General features: G+C 59.9%; 13 protein-coding genes. 4 read left to right on the top strand and 9 right to left on the bottom strand.

Going from position 1 to position 16004, the window contains the following annotated elements:
* Window positions 1-194: 194 nt before the first annotated feature.
* The 4 genes from ABRP64_RS01175 to lspA are packed head-to-tail and all read right to left on the bottom strand — an operon-like array spanning window position 195 to window position 3233.
* A complete protein-coding gene (locus ABRP64_RS01175) occupies window positions 195-1217 on the bottom strand; it encodes an HNH endonuclease signature motif containing protein (RefSeq protein ID WP_349865120.1) in 1023 nt (340 codons plus the stop codon).
* Window positions 1218-1277: 60 nt separating this feature from the next.
* The gene (locus ABRP64_RS01170) at window positions 1278-1817 is read right to left on the bottom strand and encodes a hypothetical protein (RefSeq protein WP_284795990.1); all 540 of its coding nucleotides are present in this window, start codon (window positions 1815-1817) and stop codon (window positions 1278-1280) included.
* Complete coding sequence (locus tag ABRP64_RS01165; protein WP_284769533.1) at window positions 1814-2740, bottom strand: RluA family pseudouridine synthase; 927 nt, start codon at window positions 2738-2740, stop codon at window positions 1814-1816. The genes ABRP64_RS01170 and ABRP64_RS01165 overlap by 4 nt, the downstream gene beginning before the upstream one ends.
* Window positions 2733-3233, bottom strand: coding sequence for a signal peptidase II (gene lspA, locus ABRP64_RS01160; protein ID WP_349865119.1), 501 nt, complete (start codon window positions 3231-3233; stop codon window positions 2733-2735). The genes ABRP64_RS01165 and lspA overlap by 8 nt, the downstream gene beginning before the upstream one ends.
* Window positions 3234-3265: 32 nt before the next feature.
* Here lspA and ABRP64_RS01155 point away from each other — a divergent pair, with 32 nt between their 5' ends.
* Window positions 3266-4210: a hypothetical protein gene (locus ABRP64_RS01155; RefSeq protein WP_284849991.1), complete on the top strand. Its 945-nt coding sequence runs from the start codon at window positions 3266-3268 to the stop codon at window positions 4208-4210.
* A 6-nt stretch (window positions 4211-4216) separates the two neighbouring features.
* Here the strand turns inward: ABRP64_RS01155 and ABRP64_RS01150 are convergent, their stop codons facing one another.
* Complete coding sequence (locus ABRP64_RS01150; RefSeq protein ID WP_284769530.1) at window positions 4217-4852, bottom strand: WKL family lipoprotein; 636 nt, start codon at window positions 4850-4852, stop codon at window positions 4217-4219.
* Between the two features lie 107 nt (window positions 4853-4959).
* On the opposite strand from ABRP64_RS01150, the gene ABRP64_RS01145 reads away from it, so the two are divergent.
* Complete coding sequence (locus ABRP64_RS01145) at window positions 4960-5874, top strand: asparaginase (protein WP_284851959.1); 915 nt, start codon at window positions 4960-4962, stop codon at window positions 5872-5874.
* On the opposite strand, the gene ABRP64_RS01140 is transcribed toward ABRP64_RS01145, so the two are convergent.
* On the bottom strand, window positions 5871-7256 hold the full coding sequence (locus ABRP64_RS01140) for a DNA polymerase IV (RefSeq protein WP_284769528.1): 1386 nt from the start codon (window positions 7254-7256) through the stop codon (window positions 5871-5873). The two genes, ABRP64_RS01145 and ABRP64_RS01140, sit on opposite strands and share 4 nt — an antisense overlap.
* Window positions 7257-7335: 79 nt before the next feature.
* Here ABRP64_RS01140 and ABRP64_RS01135 point away from each other — a divergent pair, with 79 nt between their 5' ends.
* Together ABRP64_RS01135 and ABRP64_RS01130 are read left to right on the top strand one after the other, a co-directional pair.
* A complete protein-coding gene (locus tag ABRP64_RS01135; protein WP_349865118.1) occupies window positions 7336-7980 on the top strand; it encodes a GntR family transcriptional regulator in 645 nt (214 codons plus the stop codon).
* On the top strand, window positions 7977-9209 hold the full coding sequence (locus ABRP64_RS01130) for an MFS transporter (protein WP_284769526.1): 1233 nt from the start codon (window positions 7977-7979) through the stop codon (window positions 9207-9209). Before ABRP64_RS01135 ends, ABRP64_RS01130 begins: the two co-directional genes overlap by 4 nt.
* Window positions 9210-9348: 139 nt before the next feature.
* On the opposite strand, the gene ABRP64_RS01125 is transcribed toward ABRP64_RS01130, so the two are convergent.
* From ABRP64_RS01125 to ileS, 3 genes are all read right to left on the bottom strand, one after another.
* Window positions 9349-10710: a hypothetical protein gene (locus tag ABRP64_RS01125; protein WP_284769525.1), complete on the bottom strand. Its 1362-nt coding sequence runs from the start codon at window positions 10708-10710 to the stop codon at window positions 9349-9351.
* Window positions 10711-11223: 513 nt separating this feature from the next.
* Window positions 11224-12129 carry a hypothetical protein gene (locus ABRP64_RS01120; RefSeq protein ID WP_284769524.1) on the bottom strand — a complete coding sequence of 302 codons (906 nt, stop codon included), beginning with the start codon at window positions 12127-12129 and terminating at the stop codon, window positions 11224-11226.
* Between the two features lie 444 nt (window positions 12130-12573).
* A complete protein-coding gene (ileS, locus tag ABRP64_RS01115; RefSeq protein ID WP_349865117.1) occupies window positions 12574-15738 on the bottom strand; it encodes an isoleucine--tRNA ligase in 3165 nt (1054 codons plus the stop codon).
* Window positions 15739-16004 lie beyond the last annotated feature (266 nt).

The following is a 16004-nucleotide window of genomic DNA, read 5'->3' as shown; positions in this document are numbered from 1 at the left end:
CGAGAAAACGGCACGCAAAAGTTAGCGGTGTGGAAGAGGGGTGTGCAAAAGCGCGCGGCAACGGGGCGCTGCGCACAGGAGTGCGCAGCGCGAAAAACGGCACGCAGAAATGCGCTGTGGATGAGCTCGGCGCTTAGGAATTCGCGGGCGGGAAAGTCGCCGCTGAGGGTTGGGGCCCGGCTCAACGTTGTGAGCTAACTGGGTCCGGTATCGACGAGGTCCGGCGGTGGCGGTTGCCAGGGTTTAATCCACCGCACGCCGCCGTGCACGCGTTCGAAGCGGCCATTGCGGGGGCGGGCGGCGCGGTCGTCGTCATTGCGGCCGTTGTGATGCGGGCACGCGACGGTGAGGTTCTTGGCATTGGTCCACCCGCCGCCGGCCCAGCTATAAATGTGGTGGACTTGGCACTCATCGGCTGGGCGGTGGCACCCGCGCGCCGGGCAGACGGGGTTTTCGGCGGCGGCCATCATAAATTGCTTCCACGTTGCCCCGCGCTGCATGCGGTACAGGTTCACCGGCCCCTCCACGGGGTGGAGAAGAGTGATAAAGCCTTCCTCCGCCATTGCGCGCTGGGCCAGCTCGGCGCCGCTAATTTGCGCTCCGTTGGTCATGGTGACCGTGACGTCTTTATCGCCCTGCGCGATGGCGCTCAACTTATCCAGCGGGATTACCACGTTGGTGCGCACGGTGGAGGTGGAGGCGCCGGAGTGGAAGAGGGCGGCGACATCGGCAAGCGTGCCTGCTTGGTTATGCAGCTCCGCGACGAGGCTGGAGCTACCTGTAATCGTTAGCGTCCATGGTTTGCCCGCGGCGCGGCGGCGCAGCCTCACCCCTGGTTTAGGCTCGCGCGGCGGGCGCAGCGCGCGCACCTTCTTGCGGGCGAGCTTGTCCATCGCCTGGGTATCGGCGGATACCTGGGTAAGCTCCGCGCGCAGGGCCCAGGCGCGGGCTTGGGTGGGCGCGCGGCGGGCGTGCTTTTCGATGACCTCCAACGTCGGCAGCGAATGCCCATTGCGCCGCGCTCCCTCGACCGCCCGACGCTGGCGGCGCGTGAAACTGGTCGGCCCGAAATAGATCTGAGAGAGGTGGGCTATCGACGCGGCGGCGGCATCCGGCATGCCGGCGGCGGTCAGCTCGGAGGCGGGCATATCAGCGGCCTCGGCGAGGATATCCATCGCCGAGTTTAAAGCCGCAATATATGCCCGAATGTGTTCCATGCCCCCGATGCTAAGCCTGCACCCCGCACCCCGCGCGGCGAAGCGTTCAGGATGGCAAATTTAGCTGGGTGGGCGCACGGCGAAACTACCCCAGGCGGCATCGGCAGGCGCGGGCTCGACGGCGGCGACGGCGGGGAGGGAGGCGACATCGGCAAGCTGGGCGCCCGTCCCCCACACCACGGCGGCGCTGACGGCGCTGGGGCGCTGGCCGTAGGAGGCACCGATGCGGTCGAAGGTGCGGTTAATCACCGCGGCGCGGTCCTCGCCGGCAACAGGCTCCGGCACCGCGATAGGCGCGGTCGAGCCCATCAGGATGGCGTCCATGCGCGGAATATCAGTCAGCGCGGCGGCGACGGCGACAGGGGGCAGCTCGGTATCGAAGGTGACCAGTGCATACGTGGCGGCATCCGGATCGATGTCCATGGAATTAACGCGCTCAATATACTCCGCGCGCGATTCCCCGTCCGGGCCCAGCTGGTCGCCTTGCACACGCGTGGATGCCTGCGTGCCCAGCGTGCCAAAAAGCACCAGAGCCACCACGCCCGCCACCAGCACCAGCACCAGTGCCGCTAGGCGGCGCCGCCAATAAAACTTCCTCATCCCTGCAGTCGCTCCAGGGCATGCTGCAGGTCATCGGGGTAGGGCGCGCGGGCCTCGAACCACTTCCCGGTGCCGGGGTGGGTAAAGCCTAGCTGCACCGCATGCAGCCACTGGCGCTCCAGGCCCAGGCGGGCGGAAAGCTGCGGGTTCGAGCCGTACATGGGATCGCCGACGCAGGGATGCCCGGTGGCGGACATGTGGACGCGGATCTGGTGGGTGCGGCCGGTTTCCAAGTGCACCTCGATGAGGCTGGCCTCGCGAAAGGCCTCGATGAGGCGGTAGTGGGTTACCGCGGCTTTGCCATCATCCAGCACGGCGAATTTCCAGCCCGATTTCGGGTGCCTGCCGATGGGAGCATCGATGGTGCCTTCGATCGGATCGGGCAGGCCCTGGACCACCGCGTGATAGGTCTTTTTCACGGTGCGGGACTTAAATGCCTGCTTGAGCGCCGAGTAGGCGCGCCCTGAGGAAGCCACCACCATGACCCCGGATGTGCCCACGTCCAGGCGGTGGACGATGCCCTGCCGCTCGGTGGGGCCAAGCGAGGCCACGTTGTACCCTGCCGCGCGCAGCCCGCCGATGACCGTCGGCCCATCCCAGCCCACGCTCGGGTGCGCAGCGACGCCCACGGGTTTGTGCACGCAGATGATATCGGCATCGCTATATAAAACGTCCATGCCCTCCACCAGCTCCTCGCGCGGCAGCAGGGGCTTTTCCGGCTCCGGAAGCAGCACCGAGACCACCTGGCCGGATGCCAGGCGCTCGGATTTACCCAGCTCCTGCGAATCCACGGTGACCCCGCCCTCGGCGCACAGCTGGGCAGTAGCCGAGCGGGAGAGGCCGAGGAGCTTGGCAAGCGCGGCATCGGCACGCATGCCCTCCAAGCCTTCTGGAATGGGGAAACTGCGCAATTGCCTATTCATTTTCCGCCCTCCGTTCCGCAATTAGCATGGCGCCGATGAAGATGACGACGCCGCAGGTAATCGCCGCATCTGCGATATTAAAGACCGCGAACGAGCCGACCGAGATATAGTCCACGACGTGACCGAACCAAAAGCCTGGGTCGCGGAAGATGCGGTCTGCAAAATTGCCCAATGCCCCACCGGCAATGAGCGCCAGCCCCAGCGCTTGGCCCGTATTGTGGATGCGCGGGGCGACGATGGCAACGCCTAAGACGAACGCCAATTGAATGGTGGTAAACAGCCAGGTCGATCCCTCGCCACCGATGGAAAACGCCGCGCCGGGGTTAAAGAGCAGGTTAAACCTGAACCAGTCCCCGATGACATAATGCGGCTCGCCCTCCGTCAGGACGGTAAGCATGAGTTGTTTTACGGCTTGATCCACAACCGCCACGGCGATGACCACCGCGGCGATAAGACCTGTCTTACTCCTTCGTTTTTGGCTCACCCACATCATTCTAATCTGGAGTGTCCGGTATTTTGGTAAGCGTGTTTCGAGTCAAAGTTTTTACAGCCCTTTCCGCCGTCGCCGTAGCGCTAAGCGCCTGTTCTTATGAGACCCCCGGCCCTGCAGTGGAGCAGCCGGTCGGCCTGACTATCGATGCCCCTCGCCTGACCGTCGAAGATGCCGGAACTGGTGAGAAGAAACTGCTGGAATATCACGACATCGACTCCTCGCAGGAGGTAACGTACCGCGCCACGGAGGGATTTTCGCAGGACTTGCTGAATAAATCCGCCGCCGCCGATTTCCAGGCCGCCGATGTGGATAAGGAGACCACTACCCTGCCGCTTTCGGCGTCCGTAGATAAAGCCACCGAGGACGTCGAGGATCAATTGCCGGCCTCGCGCAACGCGTTTGTCACCGCAGGGGATCCGGAATACTCCGGCGATACTGATATCTCTTCTGCGTCTGGGTTCCAATTCGGCTGGCGCGGTCAAGATAATGGCCAGATGAATTCCCTGCGCTTGGCCGCCCCGCAGGACGCGAGCGATGAGGCGCGCGGCACCGTCGAACAAGCGATCATGAAGCTGACCGCGCTGCCCATCGTCTTCCCAGAGGAAGAGGTGGGCACCGGCGCGACGTGGACGGTGGATTCGCGCGTCACGGGGGAATCCACGCTCTTGCAAACGACACGCTATACGGTCAAGTCCATCGATGGTGACCGCGTCACGCTATCCGTCGAGGTGGAACAACGCCCCACCCTGGGCGCTTTATCCTTCGAAGGTCAGGCCGCGGGTACGGAGTTGGAGGATAAGGAACTCGACGTGCTGGATTCTTCCACCAATTCCTCGGGCAACGTCACGGTGGATCTGACCAAACCGCTCCCTGTGGGCGGTGACGTGTCCTTCGATACGAAGGTAACCTACGGCACCGCCGATTCAGACCTGCGCGTCGTGCAATCAAGCCTGACGGAGCTGGCGTTTTCTGAGTAACAGGATTTATTCGGCGGGGGCCTCTACGGGGGCCTCGGCAGGCGCCTGCTCTGCGCCGGCTGCGGGGGCATCGCCCTGGGCAGGGGCAGCGTCGCCTTCATCGGCAGGCAGCGCGCCCGCACCGGTATCGGCACACATCTCCGGAACCTGCTCAGGCGGCACCGTGTTTTGAATCAGCGTGCAGGCCCAGGTCTTCGACAGCTTCCAGGTGCCATCCTGATAAATGAATTCCACCTGGTCCGCGGTCTGCTCCTGGCCATCGGCGGTGGTGAAATTCACCGTGGTCAGCACGGATTGCGGGTCATAGCCGGGCAGGACGGGATCCACGACCGCAAATTCCGCGCCGGATTCTTCCTTGGAGCGCGCCATGGTGTCAAAGATCTCTGGGGCGGATTCGCCGCCTTCTACCGTGGCGGTCTTTTCTTCCTGCGATGCCGCCGGGTCCGTGGCCTTTGCCAGGATGGCGTTCAAGTCAGCGGCGGACGGCAGCGCGGGGGCCGCGGAATCGCCGTCAGCGGACGCGGATTCGCTGGATTCACTGTTCTTGGTGGTATCTTCTTGCTCGTCATCAGAAGAGCAGGCGGACAAGGCGGCCGCCGCGCTCAATGCGAGGCACGCGGCACCAAATTTGCGGAATTTCACTTCTCACTCCTCACGTCTGGGATATAAACTCCCATCAGTTTACATTTGCCCCAGCTGTTCTGGTTCGCGCCTGCCGCCTCGGCGCGTCTTCTTTTATTATGGAATGCATGACTCATCTCGCCCTCATCGCCACCGGCGGCACAATTGCCTGCACCACGATGCAGGATGGTTCCCTCGTTCCCACCGTCACCGGCGCGCAGCTCGCGGCCGATATCGACGCCGAAGTGGTGGAATTTCGCCAGCTCGATTCCTCTTCTATTACGCTCGCAGACCTCGATGAGCTCATTGCGGTGGTCAACGAGCAGACCGCCCGCGCAGACATTGACGGCGTCATCATTACCCATGGCACTGATTCGATGGAAGAGACGGCGATGGCGCTAGAAATTTTTTGCGCAAGCAATACGCCCATCGTGCTCACCGGCGCGCAGCGCTCCTACGATCACCCGCACCCGGATGGCCCGCGCAATCTCCGCGATGCGCGCGAGCTCGCCCTTAGCGGGCGGCCCGGCGTCTTCATCTGTTTTGGCGGCATGACCATCCCGGCGCGCGGGGCCCGCAAGCAGCACACCTCTGACCTACGCGCTTTTGAGTCCCTTCGGGTACCGGATACCACCCCGCGGCTGCAGCCGCGCCCCTTAGCGCCGCACCCAGTAGAAATCATCCCTGCCTACCCGGGTGCGGGGCGCGTGCTTGTCGATGCCGCCCGCACTTCCGCCGTCGGCCTCGTCATTGAGGCCATGGGCGCGGGCAATATGAGTGGGGACATGGGCCGCGCGGTTGCCGATGCCCTCTGCGACGGCCTCCCCGTCGTCATTTCCACCCGCACCCCGTATGGGGAAACCGCGTTATCCTATGGCGGCGACGGCGGCGGGGCGAACCTGCATAGCCTGGGCGCGATCAACGCGTGGGCCTTCCGCCCCAGCCAGGCGCGCATCTTATTGGCCGCGGCGCTGGCCACCGGCACGGACCCCGCCGAGGTATTCCGGCAAAACCCTGACCCCAAGCGCTATGTTGCTATCTAATCTTGGGTTTCCAGCCAGTCGTGCCAGTCTAAGGAATCGAGCGGATCGGCTGGCACCAAATCGGGGTCGCTGGCGGCAAAGGATTTCGTGCGGCCGGGTCCGGTGGCACGTGTTTCAAAACGCACGCTGACCACCCCGTGCCCGGTGCCTTGGATCCAACCGTGGCCAAATTCCGGGTGGTAGACGTCCTGGGTGGCGTGCCACTGATCCTCCACATCGTCTTCGACCACCACGGTGGTCGGCGCCGGTGGCGGGGAGTCATCGCTCACGCCCGTTTCATAGTCACTATCCGGCAGCACGGGCCGCACGATTTCGCGGTCGAGCTCCGGAAATAGCACGTCTTGGCGCGCGGCTTCCAGGCCGGAATAGCTCACCCCCACCAAGCGGATGGGGCCCAATTCATCCGGGTAGCGCGCCAGCTTGAAGGCGGCTGCGGTCAATACCTCCAGGTCATCGGTGGCATAGGCCAGGGTGGTCGAGCGCGATTCGATATGGAAGTCTGCCATCCGCAGCTTTACCGTCACCGTGCGCGCCCCGCGGCCATCCTTGAGCAGGCGGCGGTGTGCGCCCTCGGCCGCGCGGGTAATTGCCGCATCGACATCGGCAACCGTGAGCAGGTCCTTGGGATAGGTGTGCTCCGTGGAAATCTGTTTGGATATCGCACGCGGTGCCACTTCCCTATCGTCGATGCCTTGCGCGAGCTGCCACAGCTGCACGCCGGCGACGCTGCCGATGGAGATTTCCACCTCCTTTTGGGTCATGGCGGCCAGCGCGCCGATGGTCTCCACCCCGATGCCTTTGAGCTTGGCCTCCGTGACCGGCCCCACACCCCACAGCTTTCCCACCGCGAGCGGATGCAGCATCTCCAGCTGCTTTTCCGCTGGGATGACATAGGTGCCATCGGGCTTGGCTTCACCGGAGCCGATCTTGGCAAATTGCTTGCCGGAGCCCGCGCCGATGGAACACGGCAGGCCTGTTTCCTCCCGGATGAGCGCGCGCAGGCCATCCGCCCACTGTTGCACCTCGTCCGCCGTCGCACCCACCAATGCCTCTGGCTCCATAAAGGCTTCATCGATGGATAGCTGCTCGATCACCTCCACGTGCTGGGAGATGATCTCAAATACCCGGCGCGAGGCCGCCGAATACACCGCCCGGCGCGGGCTTACCACCACCGCGCGCAGGCCCACCAATTGTTGGGCGCGATACATCGGCATCGCCGAGTGCGCACCGTATTCGCGCGCCTCATAGGATGCCCCGGCGACGACCCCGCGGCCACCGACCCCACCGACGAGCACCGGCCGGCCCTGCAAAGTCGGTCGGGTCATTTGCTCGACGGAGGCAAAAAACGCATCCATATCGATGTGTAAGACCCAACGCTGCATGCCTTCCAGTCTAAGACACTCCAGCCCCAGAATTGGGAATAGGTTGACGCTTAAACTATCTTGTATGCAAGATGTATGCATGAGCGATACAAGCATGCAGCCTGCCGCGGAGCGGGTTTATGAATTAGTCAAAGAAAGGATCATCGACGGCACCATCGATTCCTCGCAGATGCTGTCAGAGGCCGCACTCGCAGCCGAGGTAGGAGTCAGCCGCACCCCAGCCCACGAGGCTTTCCTGCGCCTGGAGCTCGAGGGCTTTTTGCAGCTTTATCCCAAGCGCGGCGCGTTGGTCGTGCCGATTAGCCCCCAAGAAATCCGGGAGGTCTACGAGGCCCGCCTGCTTGTCGATGCCCACAGTGCCGAGAAGATCTGCCAGCTGGGCGAGGAAGAACGCGGGGGCATCGCCAAGCGCCTGCACGAAAACATCGCGGCCCAAGACGCCGCACTGGATGCCGAGGACCTCCGCGAATACAAGCGCCTAGATGCCCAATTCCACCAAATCATCATGGACAGCGCCGGCAATAGCCTGCTGGCCAACGTGGGCCACCAGCTGCGCGAGCGCCAGCAGCGCTTTACCGCCACCGCCATCGGGCGCAATGTGGCACGGGCCCGCGCGTTCGTCGACCAGCACCGCACGCTTGCCGATGCCCTCCTCACCGCCAACCTGCCCGACTACCTCTCCGCACTCCGCTCGCACCTGAAGAATTCGAAGGATCAACTATGAGTCAAGACACCGCCAATCGCGATTGGTTACCCGTCGCCGGCAGCATGGTCGCCGTTGCCTGGGGCGGCAATGAATTTACTCCTCTGCTCGTGATGTACCGCGAGCAATCCCACTTCTCACAGGTCACCGTCAACGGCCTTCTAGCGGCCTACGTCATCGGTATCGTGCCCGCACTGCTCATCTCCGGACCACTCTCGGACTACATCGGCCGCCGGCCCACGATGCTGCCCGCGGCACCGCTCTCCCTGGCCGGGTCGTTCCTGCTATCCATCGCTCCCGAAGAACCCCTCATCATTGCCGCCGGCCGCGTACTGTGCGGCCTCGCCCTGGGCATCGTCATGGTGGTCGGTTCCACCTGGATTTCCGAGCTCATCACCCGGTCCGGCGGTGACCCCGCCGCAGGACCGCGCCGGGCATCAATGTGCCTTACCGTCGGATTCCTCATTGGCGCCGCCTTGGCCTCGGTACTAGCCCAATGGGGACCGTGGCCCACGCACCTTGCCTATGTCCTGCACATCCTGCTCACCGTCATCACCGCGGTCTGGCTATTGAGAACCCCCGAAACCCGTCCACCCCGCGGCGAGACGGTCAAAGACACATTCTTGGAATTAAGCATCCGCGATATGCTGCACATGCTGCACATTCCATCCGCTGCGCACCGCCGCTTTTCCCGCATCGTCCTTCCCGTCGCCCCTTGGGTATTCGGCTGCGCGGGTGCGGCCTATGCCCTGTTGCCGCAGCTGCTTTCCGATTCCGCCGGCGATGCCCCCATCGCCTTTTCCGGCCTCATGACCGTCATTACGCTGGGCTGCGGGGTTGGCATCCAAATGTTTGGCAAGGTCATTGACACCCACCGCTCCGCCCGGGCCTCCGCCGTTGCCATGGCCGTCATTACCGTCGGTACCATTTTCGGCGCCATCGCCGCACGCACGCTTTCCCTCCCGCTCGGCATCACCAGCGCCGCCGTCATGGGCGCTGGCTATGGCCTAGCACTTGTCGCCGGTCTTTCCGAGGTCCAGCGTATCGCCGGAAAAGATGACCTCGCCGGCCTTACCGCCGTGTTCTATTCCGTGTCCTATACCGGCTTCTTTATCCCCATGGCCTTTAGCGCGCTCGCGCCCTACATAGGCTTCACTGCACTATTCCTCATCGGCTCCCTGCTGGCCATGTGCTGCCTCATCAATGTGATTCACGGCTGGCGCGCCCACCTTCCCGGCCCAGTGCGCTAAGCCAAGACCCGCAACATTCGGCCAGAAAACGCAGAAACCGGAGCACCTCCTCATGGAGGGCTCCGGTTTAGTCACTGCCAGTAGCCGAGTCTGAGCATCAAGCTCACACTAATCCGCCCATCTGCTTATTCAAACAAGATTAGAACTTGAACAGTGAAAAGAAGTTACGCAGTGGTTGCAAGAGACGAGCGAGGCCCGAGTTCTTGTTGAAGAACTTGGCAACACCTTCAACCAAAGCAGCCAAACCAGGAATCACTTCAAAGACCTTGCCGAACTTAGAGCTACCCTCTCCAGCACCAGGGGTGCCTTCAGCGCCCGGAACCGATGGCTGTGCCGGCTTTGTGGAACCGCTGCCTCCCTCCTTGCCCTTGCCATTACCGTTACCAGGGGCCTGCTCGGGTTGCGACTCGCTGCCCTTATCAGCAGCCTTCACGATGAGCTCTACGCTGTTGCTTTCACCGGTTTTCGGATCCGTGACGTGAGGAACTGGGGAAACAGTTACCTTATCACCTGCCATTAGCTTGACGTCCGCAGGTACATCGATTTCGAACGAGACAAACTCACCTTCAGGAACTTGGCCCTTCTGTGCAGACTTTTTCTCTAGCTTGACGACAGTCGTCTGAATCTTTCCGCTGGGGAAAGAAGCCTCAATTTCCACCTCTTGGCCTGGGTACAAACGAACCTTACCGGTAACCTTTTTGTCTCCTTCCTTGATGTCATTTACTTCCGCGGTAACAGCAAACGGGAATTCGCCTTCAGAGTCCCCAGAATCTGGACGCTCTTCCTCAGCCACATCCGCAGGCTTAACAACTACTGGTATGGATTTGCTCTTACGATCGTCCGGAGCGAAGGAATCATATAGCGAACTAAAGAATAGTGTTTCACCTGCCTTTAAGGTAATTCCTTCAGGGACGTCGAATTTAAAGGTGACAGCCTTACCATTAGAGGCTCCACCCTCTTCAACAGAGTTTTCCTCAAGCTGTACGTCCGTAGTTAAAGTCCTGAAGCTTGGGAAAACAGCTTCAACTGTCTTCTGTTGACCTGGGAGCAAAAACACCGAGCCAGTGATTTCCCTGTCCCCTGCCTTGACATCATTCACCATTAGAGGAGCCTCAGACTGCTGTCCGCCTTCAGTAGGCCCTTTGCCATCATCGTCGGAAGCGCCATTGATCCGCGCTTCCCTGACAACCTCAGAATGTGACAAACGCTTCAACTCTTCTTCAGAATAAAGAGGAGTGTTGTCCTTCCCCAGGAGCTCCTTAGCTGTCTGTGTCATTTCGCCAACACTTAGCTCAGTTATCTGACCCACACTCAACTTGCAGTTACGCTGCAGATGCTCCGCAACGTTGGCATTGATGCGAGCATCAAAATCGACGCCGGCTCGGAAGTTCTGTGCGCAGTTAAGATGCTCACCAGCAGCCCAAGCAACTGGGGTAACAGCGGTAGCCATGAGAGATGCAGAGATAGCTGCAGAAGCGAGAACACGCTTATTGAGTTTCATACGAACCTTCCAAGGGGTACTTCGAACTACGGGTCCTGTATGCCTCGTTACGCTTTCAAAGAAGGTAAAGCATGGGGCGAACACCGCAGAAAGTGGGATAACACGATCTTTATCGTGCTATTTACGTTTTTAAACGCAGGATTAGTAAACCATATTGGTTTTTCATCCAAAAGTGGCCAATCGGAAAAGTGTGCGAGATCACTTTATGACCACGCCTTTAGTGCAACAAAACAATCGCAGGAGATGGGCACTACTCAACAGAGGCCGACACCTTTTACTTCGACTCCTACGACACATGCAGGATCAAACTCAGCTTGGGTCGCATAATCGCTGCAAAACATAAGGCCGTTCAGGTAGCACGAGATTTAAATTAAACAATCAAAACCCGCTTTCCTGACCCTATTCGTCAAATAGAAACCGGAGCACCCTGCAAAGAGGTGCTCCGGTTTTATTTAATGCCTGAAGCATTAGTCAGGGCATCGAGCATCCGTATATCCGCTAATCCAGACGGGATTAGAACTTGATATTAAACTGCGACAAAAGGTCACGGAGTGGCTGCAAGAGACGACCGAGACTTGAGTTCTGGTTGAAAATTTTAGCAACCCCTGCCATCACAGCAGCCAAACTAGCAAAGCCACCAATTCCGCCAAAGATATTGCCAAAATTAGAACTGCCCCCTCCAGAGCCAGGGACACCATCGCCCGGAGACTTACCACTTTCTGCAGGCTTAACAATAACTTTAACGGGTAAGTCCTTGTTAGTGGCCTCTTCTGCGGCAGCAAGGAACCGAGTAACCATTATTTCATCTCCGGCGTTTAATTGAATTTCTTCAGGAACACCGAATTTAAAGGTGACAACTTTACCTTCAGCGGTTTTGCCCCCTTCACCAGGCTTTTCGTCAGATTTTAGCACTTTAGTCGAAACGATCCGGCTTGGAAAATGTGCCTGAATTGTCTTCTGCTGACCTGGGAGCAAATACACCGAGCCAGTAACTTCCCTGTCCCCTGCTTTGACTTCGTTCACCGAAAGAGGAGGCCCGGACTGCTGCTCGCCATCAGCGGGCCCCTTGCCGGTATCACCGGAAGAAACGTCGATATCCTTTGCTAAAGCGACGACGTAAGAAGGCGACAGACGGTTCAACTCTTCTTCGGAATAAAGAGGAGCACCGTCCTTCTTAAACTCCCTAACGACCTGTTTCATATCTTCAACATTCAGCCGAACGATCTGGTCCACGCTCAAATTACAGCTACGCCGCAAATGTTGCGCAACGTTGGCATTGATATCAGCATCAACGCCGGCCCGAAAGTTCTGTACGCAGTTAAGATGCTCACCAGCAGCCCAGGCGACTGGAGTAACAGCGGTAGCCATGAGAGATGCAGAGATAGCTGCAGAAGCGAGAACACGCTTATTGAGTTTCATACGAGCCCTCCAAGGGGTACAACAAGCTACGGGTCCTATACACACCACGATTTACTTTCAAAGAATGCAAAGCATGGGAGGCGGACACCGCAGAAAGCGGGATAACACGACCTCTATCGTGTTATTTACGTTTTTAAACGCAGGATTAGTAAACCATATTGATTTTTCACTCAAAAGTGGCAAACCGAAAAAGTGTGCGAGATCACTTAATGAACACGGCTTTCATGCATGCTGTCAAGGTTGGCAATGGCGTCCTCGCTAAACTAAGACCACGATTACTTCAGCTTCTCCAGCCCCCTAAAAACAAAGTGCACAGCCCCATCTCTTGTTTTATTTTCATTCTTGCGCATATTGGACGCACTGATTGATAAGCGCAAAGCGGCCCGGCCGGACGCTGTAGATAGCATCAGGCAGGGCCGCTTAACGTTTAAGCTTTGTGCGCTCTTAGTTCTTGGCTACGGTGGCGGTGACTCCGGTGAGGATATCGTGGGCATCGGCAAGCGGCTCGGTGACCACGGAGAACTCCGTAGCCAGCACTTCGCCTGCGATGGTGTCAGCATGACGCTGCGCCCACTCCTTCTTATCTTCGGCAACGCAAAGGACCACGGAGATGCGGTCAGATACATCGAAGCCGGAGTTCTTGCGGGCATCCTGCAGGCCGCGGATGACATCGGCGGCCCAGCCTTCTGCCTCGAGCTCTTCGGTGACCTCGGTATCCAGAACGACGAGGCCATCCAAGCCCTCGATGCGGGCCGTGGAGTCTGGGTTCGCAGCCTGCAAACGCTCGGTATATTCCTCAGGGCTCAAGACGATGTCGCCATCTACCACGACCTCATCGCCGCGGCGCTCGTAGTTGCTCGCCTTGAGATTCTTGATGGCGCGCTGGACATCCTTACCCAAGCGCGGGCCGGCAACCTTGGCGTTGCAGACCACATGGAAGGTGCCGACGGAATCGACATCATCAGTAAGCTCAACCTCTTTGACGTTGACCTCGTCGCGGATGATGTCCGCGAAGTCCGCCAGGCTCTGCGAGCCCGCGAAGGCCACGGTGAGCTTTGGCAGTGGCAGACGGTTGCGCAGCTTATTGGCCTTGCGCACCGAAGATGCAGCCGATGCCACCGCGCGAGTGGCGTCCATGGCAGACACCAGGTCCGCATCCGCGGGGTAGTCCTCGGCCTTCGGGAAGTCCGCCAAGTGCACAGAGCGCTCACCGGTCAGGCCGCGGTAGATGACCTCGGCGACGTGCGGCAACAGCGGGGCAACCACGCGCGTAGTGGTCTCCAAAACGGTGTAGAGGGTGTTGAAGGCCTCTGGGTTGGCGTCCTCGCCGCCCCAGAAGCGGTCGCGGGAGCGGCGGACGTACCAGTTGGTCAGCACATCGGCGAAAAGGCGAACCTCTTCGGTGGCGGTAGCGATATCGGTCCCCGCCAGCGCAGCATCGACATTGGCCACAAGATCGTGGGTCTTAGCCAGGATGTAGCGGTCAAGCACGTGCGTGGAGCTCGTATCGAACTTAGCTTCCTGCTCGGCGTAGAGCTGCAAGAAGGTGTACGCATTCCAGATGGGAAGCAGCGCCTGGCGCACGCCCTCGCGGATGCCCTGCTCGGTGACGATGAGATTGCCGCCGCGCAGGATGGGCGAGGACATCAGGAACCAGCGCATGGCATCGGAACCATCGCGGTCAAAGACCTCATTGACGTCCGGGTAGTTACCCTTGGACTTGGACATCTTAAGCCCGTCATTGCCCAAGACGATGCCGTGGGCCACGACCTTCTTGAACGCCGGGCGGTCAAAGAGCGCGGTGGACAGCACGTGCAGCAGGTAGAACCAGCCGCGGGTTTGCCCGGAGTACTCCACGATGAAGTCCGCCGGCGAGTGGGTTTCAAACCACTCCTTGTTTTCAAACGGGTAGTGCTTTTGCGCAAACGGCATGGAGCCAGACTCGAACCAGCAGTCCAGCACGTCCGGCACGCGGCGCATGGTGGACTTACCGGTGGGATCGTCCGGGTTGGGGCGGGTCAGCTCATCGATGTGCGGGCGGTGCAGCGACTCCGGGCGCTTGCCGAAGTCCCTCTCCAGTTCATCCAAAGAGCCGTAGACGTCCATGCGCGGGTACTCGTCATTATCGGACATCCACACCGGGATGGGCGCACCCCAGTAGCGGGTACGCGAGATATTCCAGTCGCGGGCGCCTTCCAGCCACTTGCCAAATTGGCCATCGCGGATGTGCTCCGGCAACCATTCGATCTCGTTGTGGTTGAGCTCCACCATGCGGTCGCGGAATTCGGTGACCTTTACAAACCATGCGGGCAGCGCCATGTAGATAAGCGGCTCGCCCGAGCGCCAAGAGTGTGGGTAGGAGTGCTCAATGGTCACGTGGCGCACCACTCGACCAGCGGCTTTCAGGTCCTTGATGATGGACTTATTCGCATCGAAGACCAGCTGGCCCTCGTACGGCGGAACCTGGGAGGTGAACTTGCCGTCCTCATCCACTGGGACCACCAGCTCGATATCGTACTCGTTGGTGGTATTCATATCGTCTTCACCAAAGGCGGGCGACTGGTGGACAACACCCGTACCGTCTTCGGTGGTGACGTAGTCTGCCAACAGCACCTGGTAGGCATTGCGCAGGTCTGGGAAGAAGCCGAAGATTGGCTCGTACTTAAAGCCCTCGAGCTGTGCGCCGGTAAAGGTCCCCAGTACCTCGGCCTCACCCAGTTCCTTTTCCAGGGTGCCCAGCAGGTTTTCGGCCATGATGAACGTGCGGCCGGCGAATTCGCCGTCGGTGGCCTTAAATAGTGCGTAAGTGACCTCCGGGTGGACCGCCAGCGCCTCGTTGGACGGCAGGGTCCAGGGGGTGGTGGTCCAGGCGAGGAAGGAGGCATCGGCAAGCGCGGGGTTTTCCGCCAGCGTCTTTTCCGCCGCGGTGCCCTCGCGAGCACCTGAGACTGGGAAGGTCACCGTCAAGGTGGGATCCTGGCGCATCTTGTAGGAATCATCCAAGCGCGTTTCCTGGTTGGACAAAGAAGTATGCTCCGCCCAGGAGTAAGGCAGCACGCGGAAGCCCTTGTAGATCAGGCCCTTGTCATACAGCTCCTTGAACGCCCACATGACCGATTCCATGAAGTTGATATCCATGGTCTTGTAGCCATTGTCAAAGTCCACCCAGCGAGCCTGGCGGTTGACGTAATCTTCCCACTCATCGGTGTATTCCAGCACCGACTTAGCGCAGTACTCGTTGAACTTATCTAGACCCATGTCCTCGATCTGGGCTTTATCGGTGATCCCGAGCTGCTTTTCCGCCTCCAGCTCCGCTGGCAGGCCGTGGGTATCCCAGCCAAAGACGCGGGGGACGTAATTTCCGGCCATCGTGCGGTAGCGCGGCACGATGTCCTTAACGTAACCGGTCAACAGGTGGCCGTAGTGCGGCAGGCCATTGGCAAAGGGAGGGCCATCATAAAAGATGTATTCGGGGCAGTCCTTGGTCTTTTCCAAAGAGGCCTGGAACGTATCGTCCTGCTTCCAGTACTTCTGGACTTCTTCTTCCATATCCGGGAAGCGGCTCGAGCCGCCGGTCATATCGACCTTGGGGTAAATCTTTTTCACCATTATCTTCCTTCACGCTGTAACTTGATGCAGGGACGGGCCAATGGCTCGCGGTACCACCCTGCTTGAGCTAAAAAGCTCCGCTTCGTTTCGGTGAAGGAGATAACGGTCCCACCCGTTCAGTTCTACTGAGCCTTATGGCCGTTCTTCTGAATTGCTTCCCCGGTGATAGCCGGATCATCGCATGTGCCCGCCAGTATAGCGCCACACGAACGCTGTGCACAAAAGTTATCCACAGGTAGAAATTTTCCTGTTGTACGCGGTTGCGC

Source organism: Corynebacterium sp. KPL4015 (assembly GCF_040225725.1).
GTDB lineage: Bacteria > Actinomycetota > Actinomycetes > Mycobacteriales > Mycobacteriaceae > Corynebacterium > Corynebacterium rhinophilum.
The sequence above is the reverse complement of the archived record's forward strand: the minus strand, read 5'-3'. Positions and strand labels throughout refer to the sequence as shown.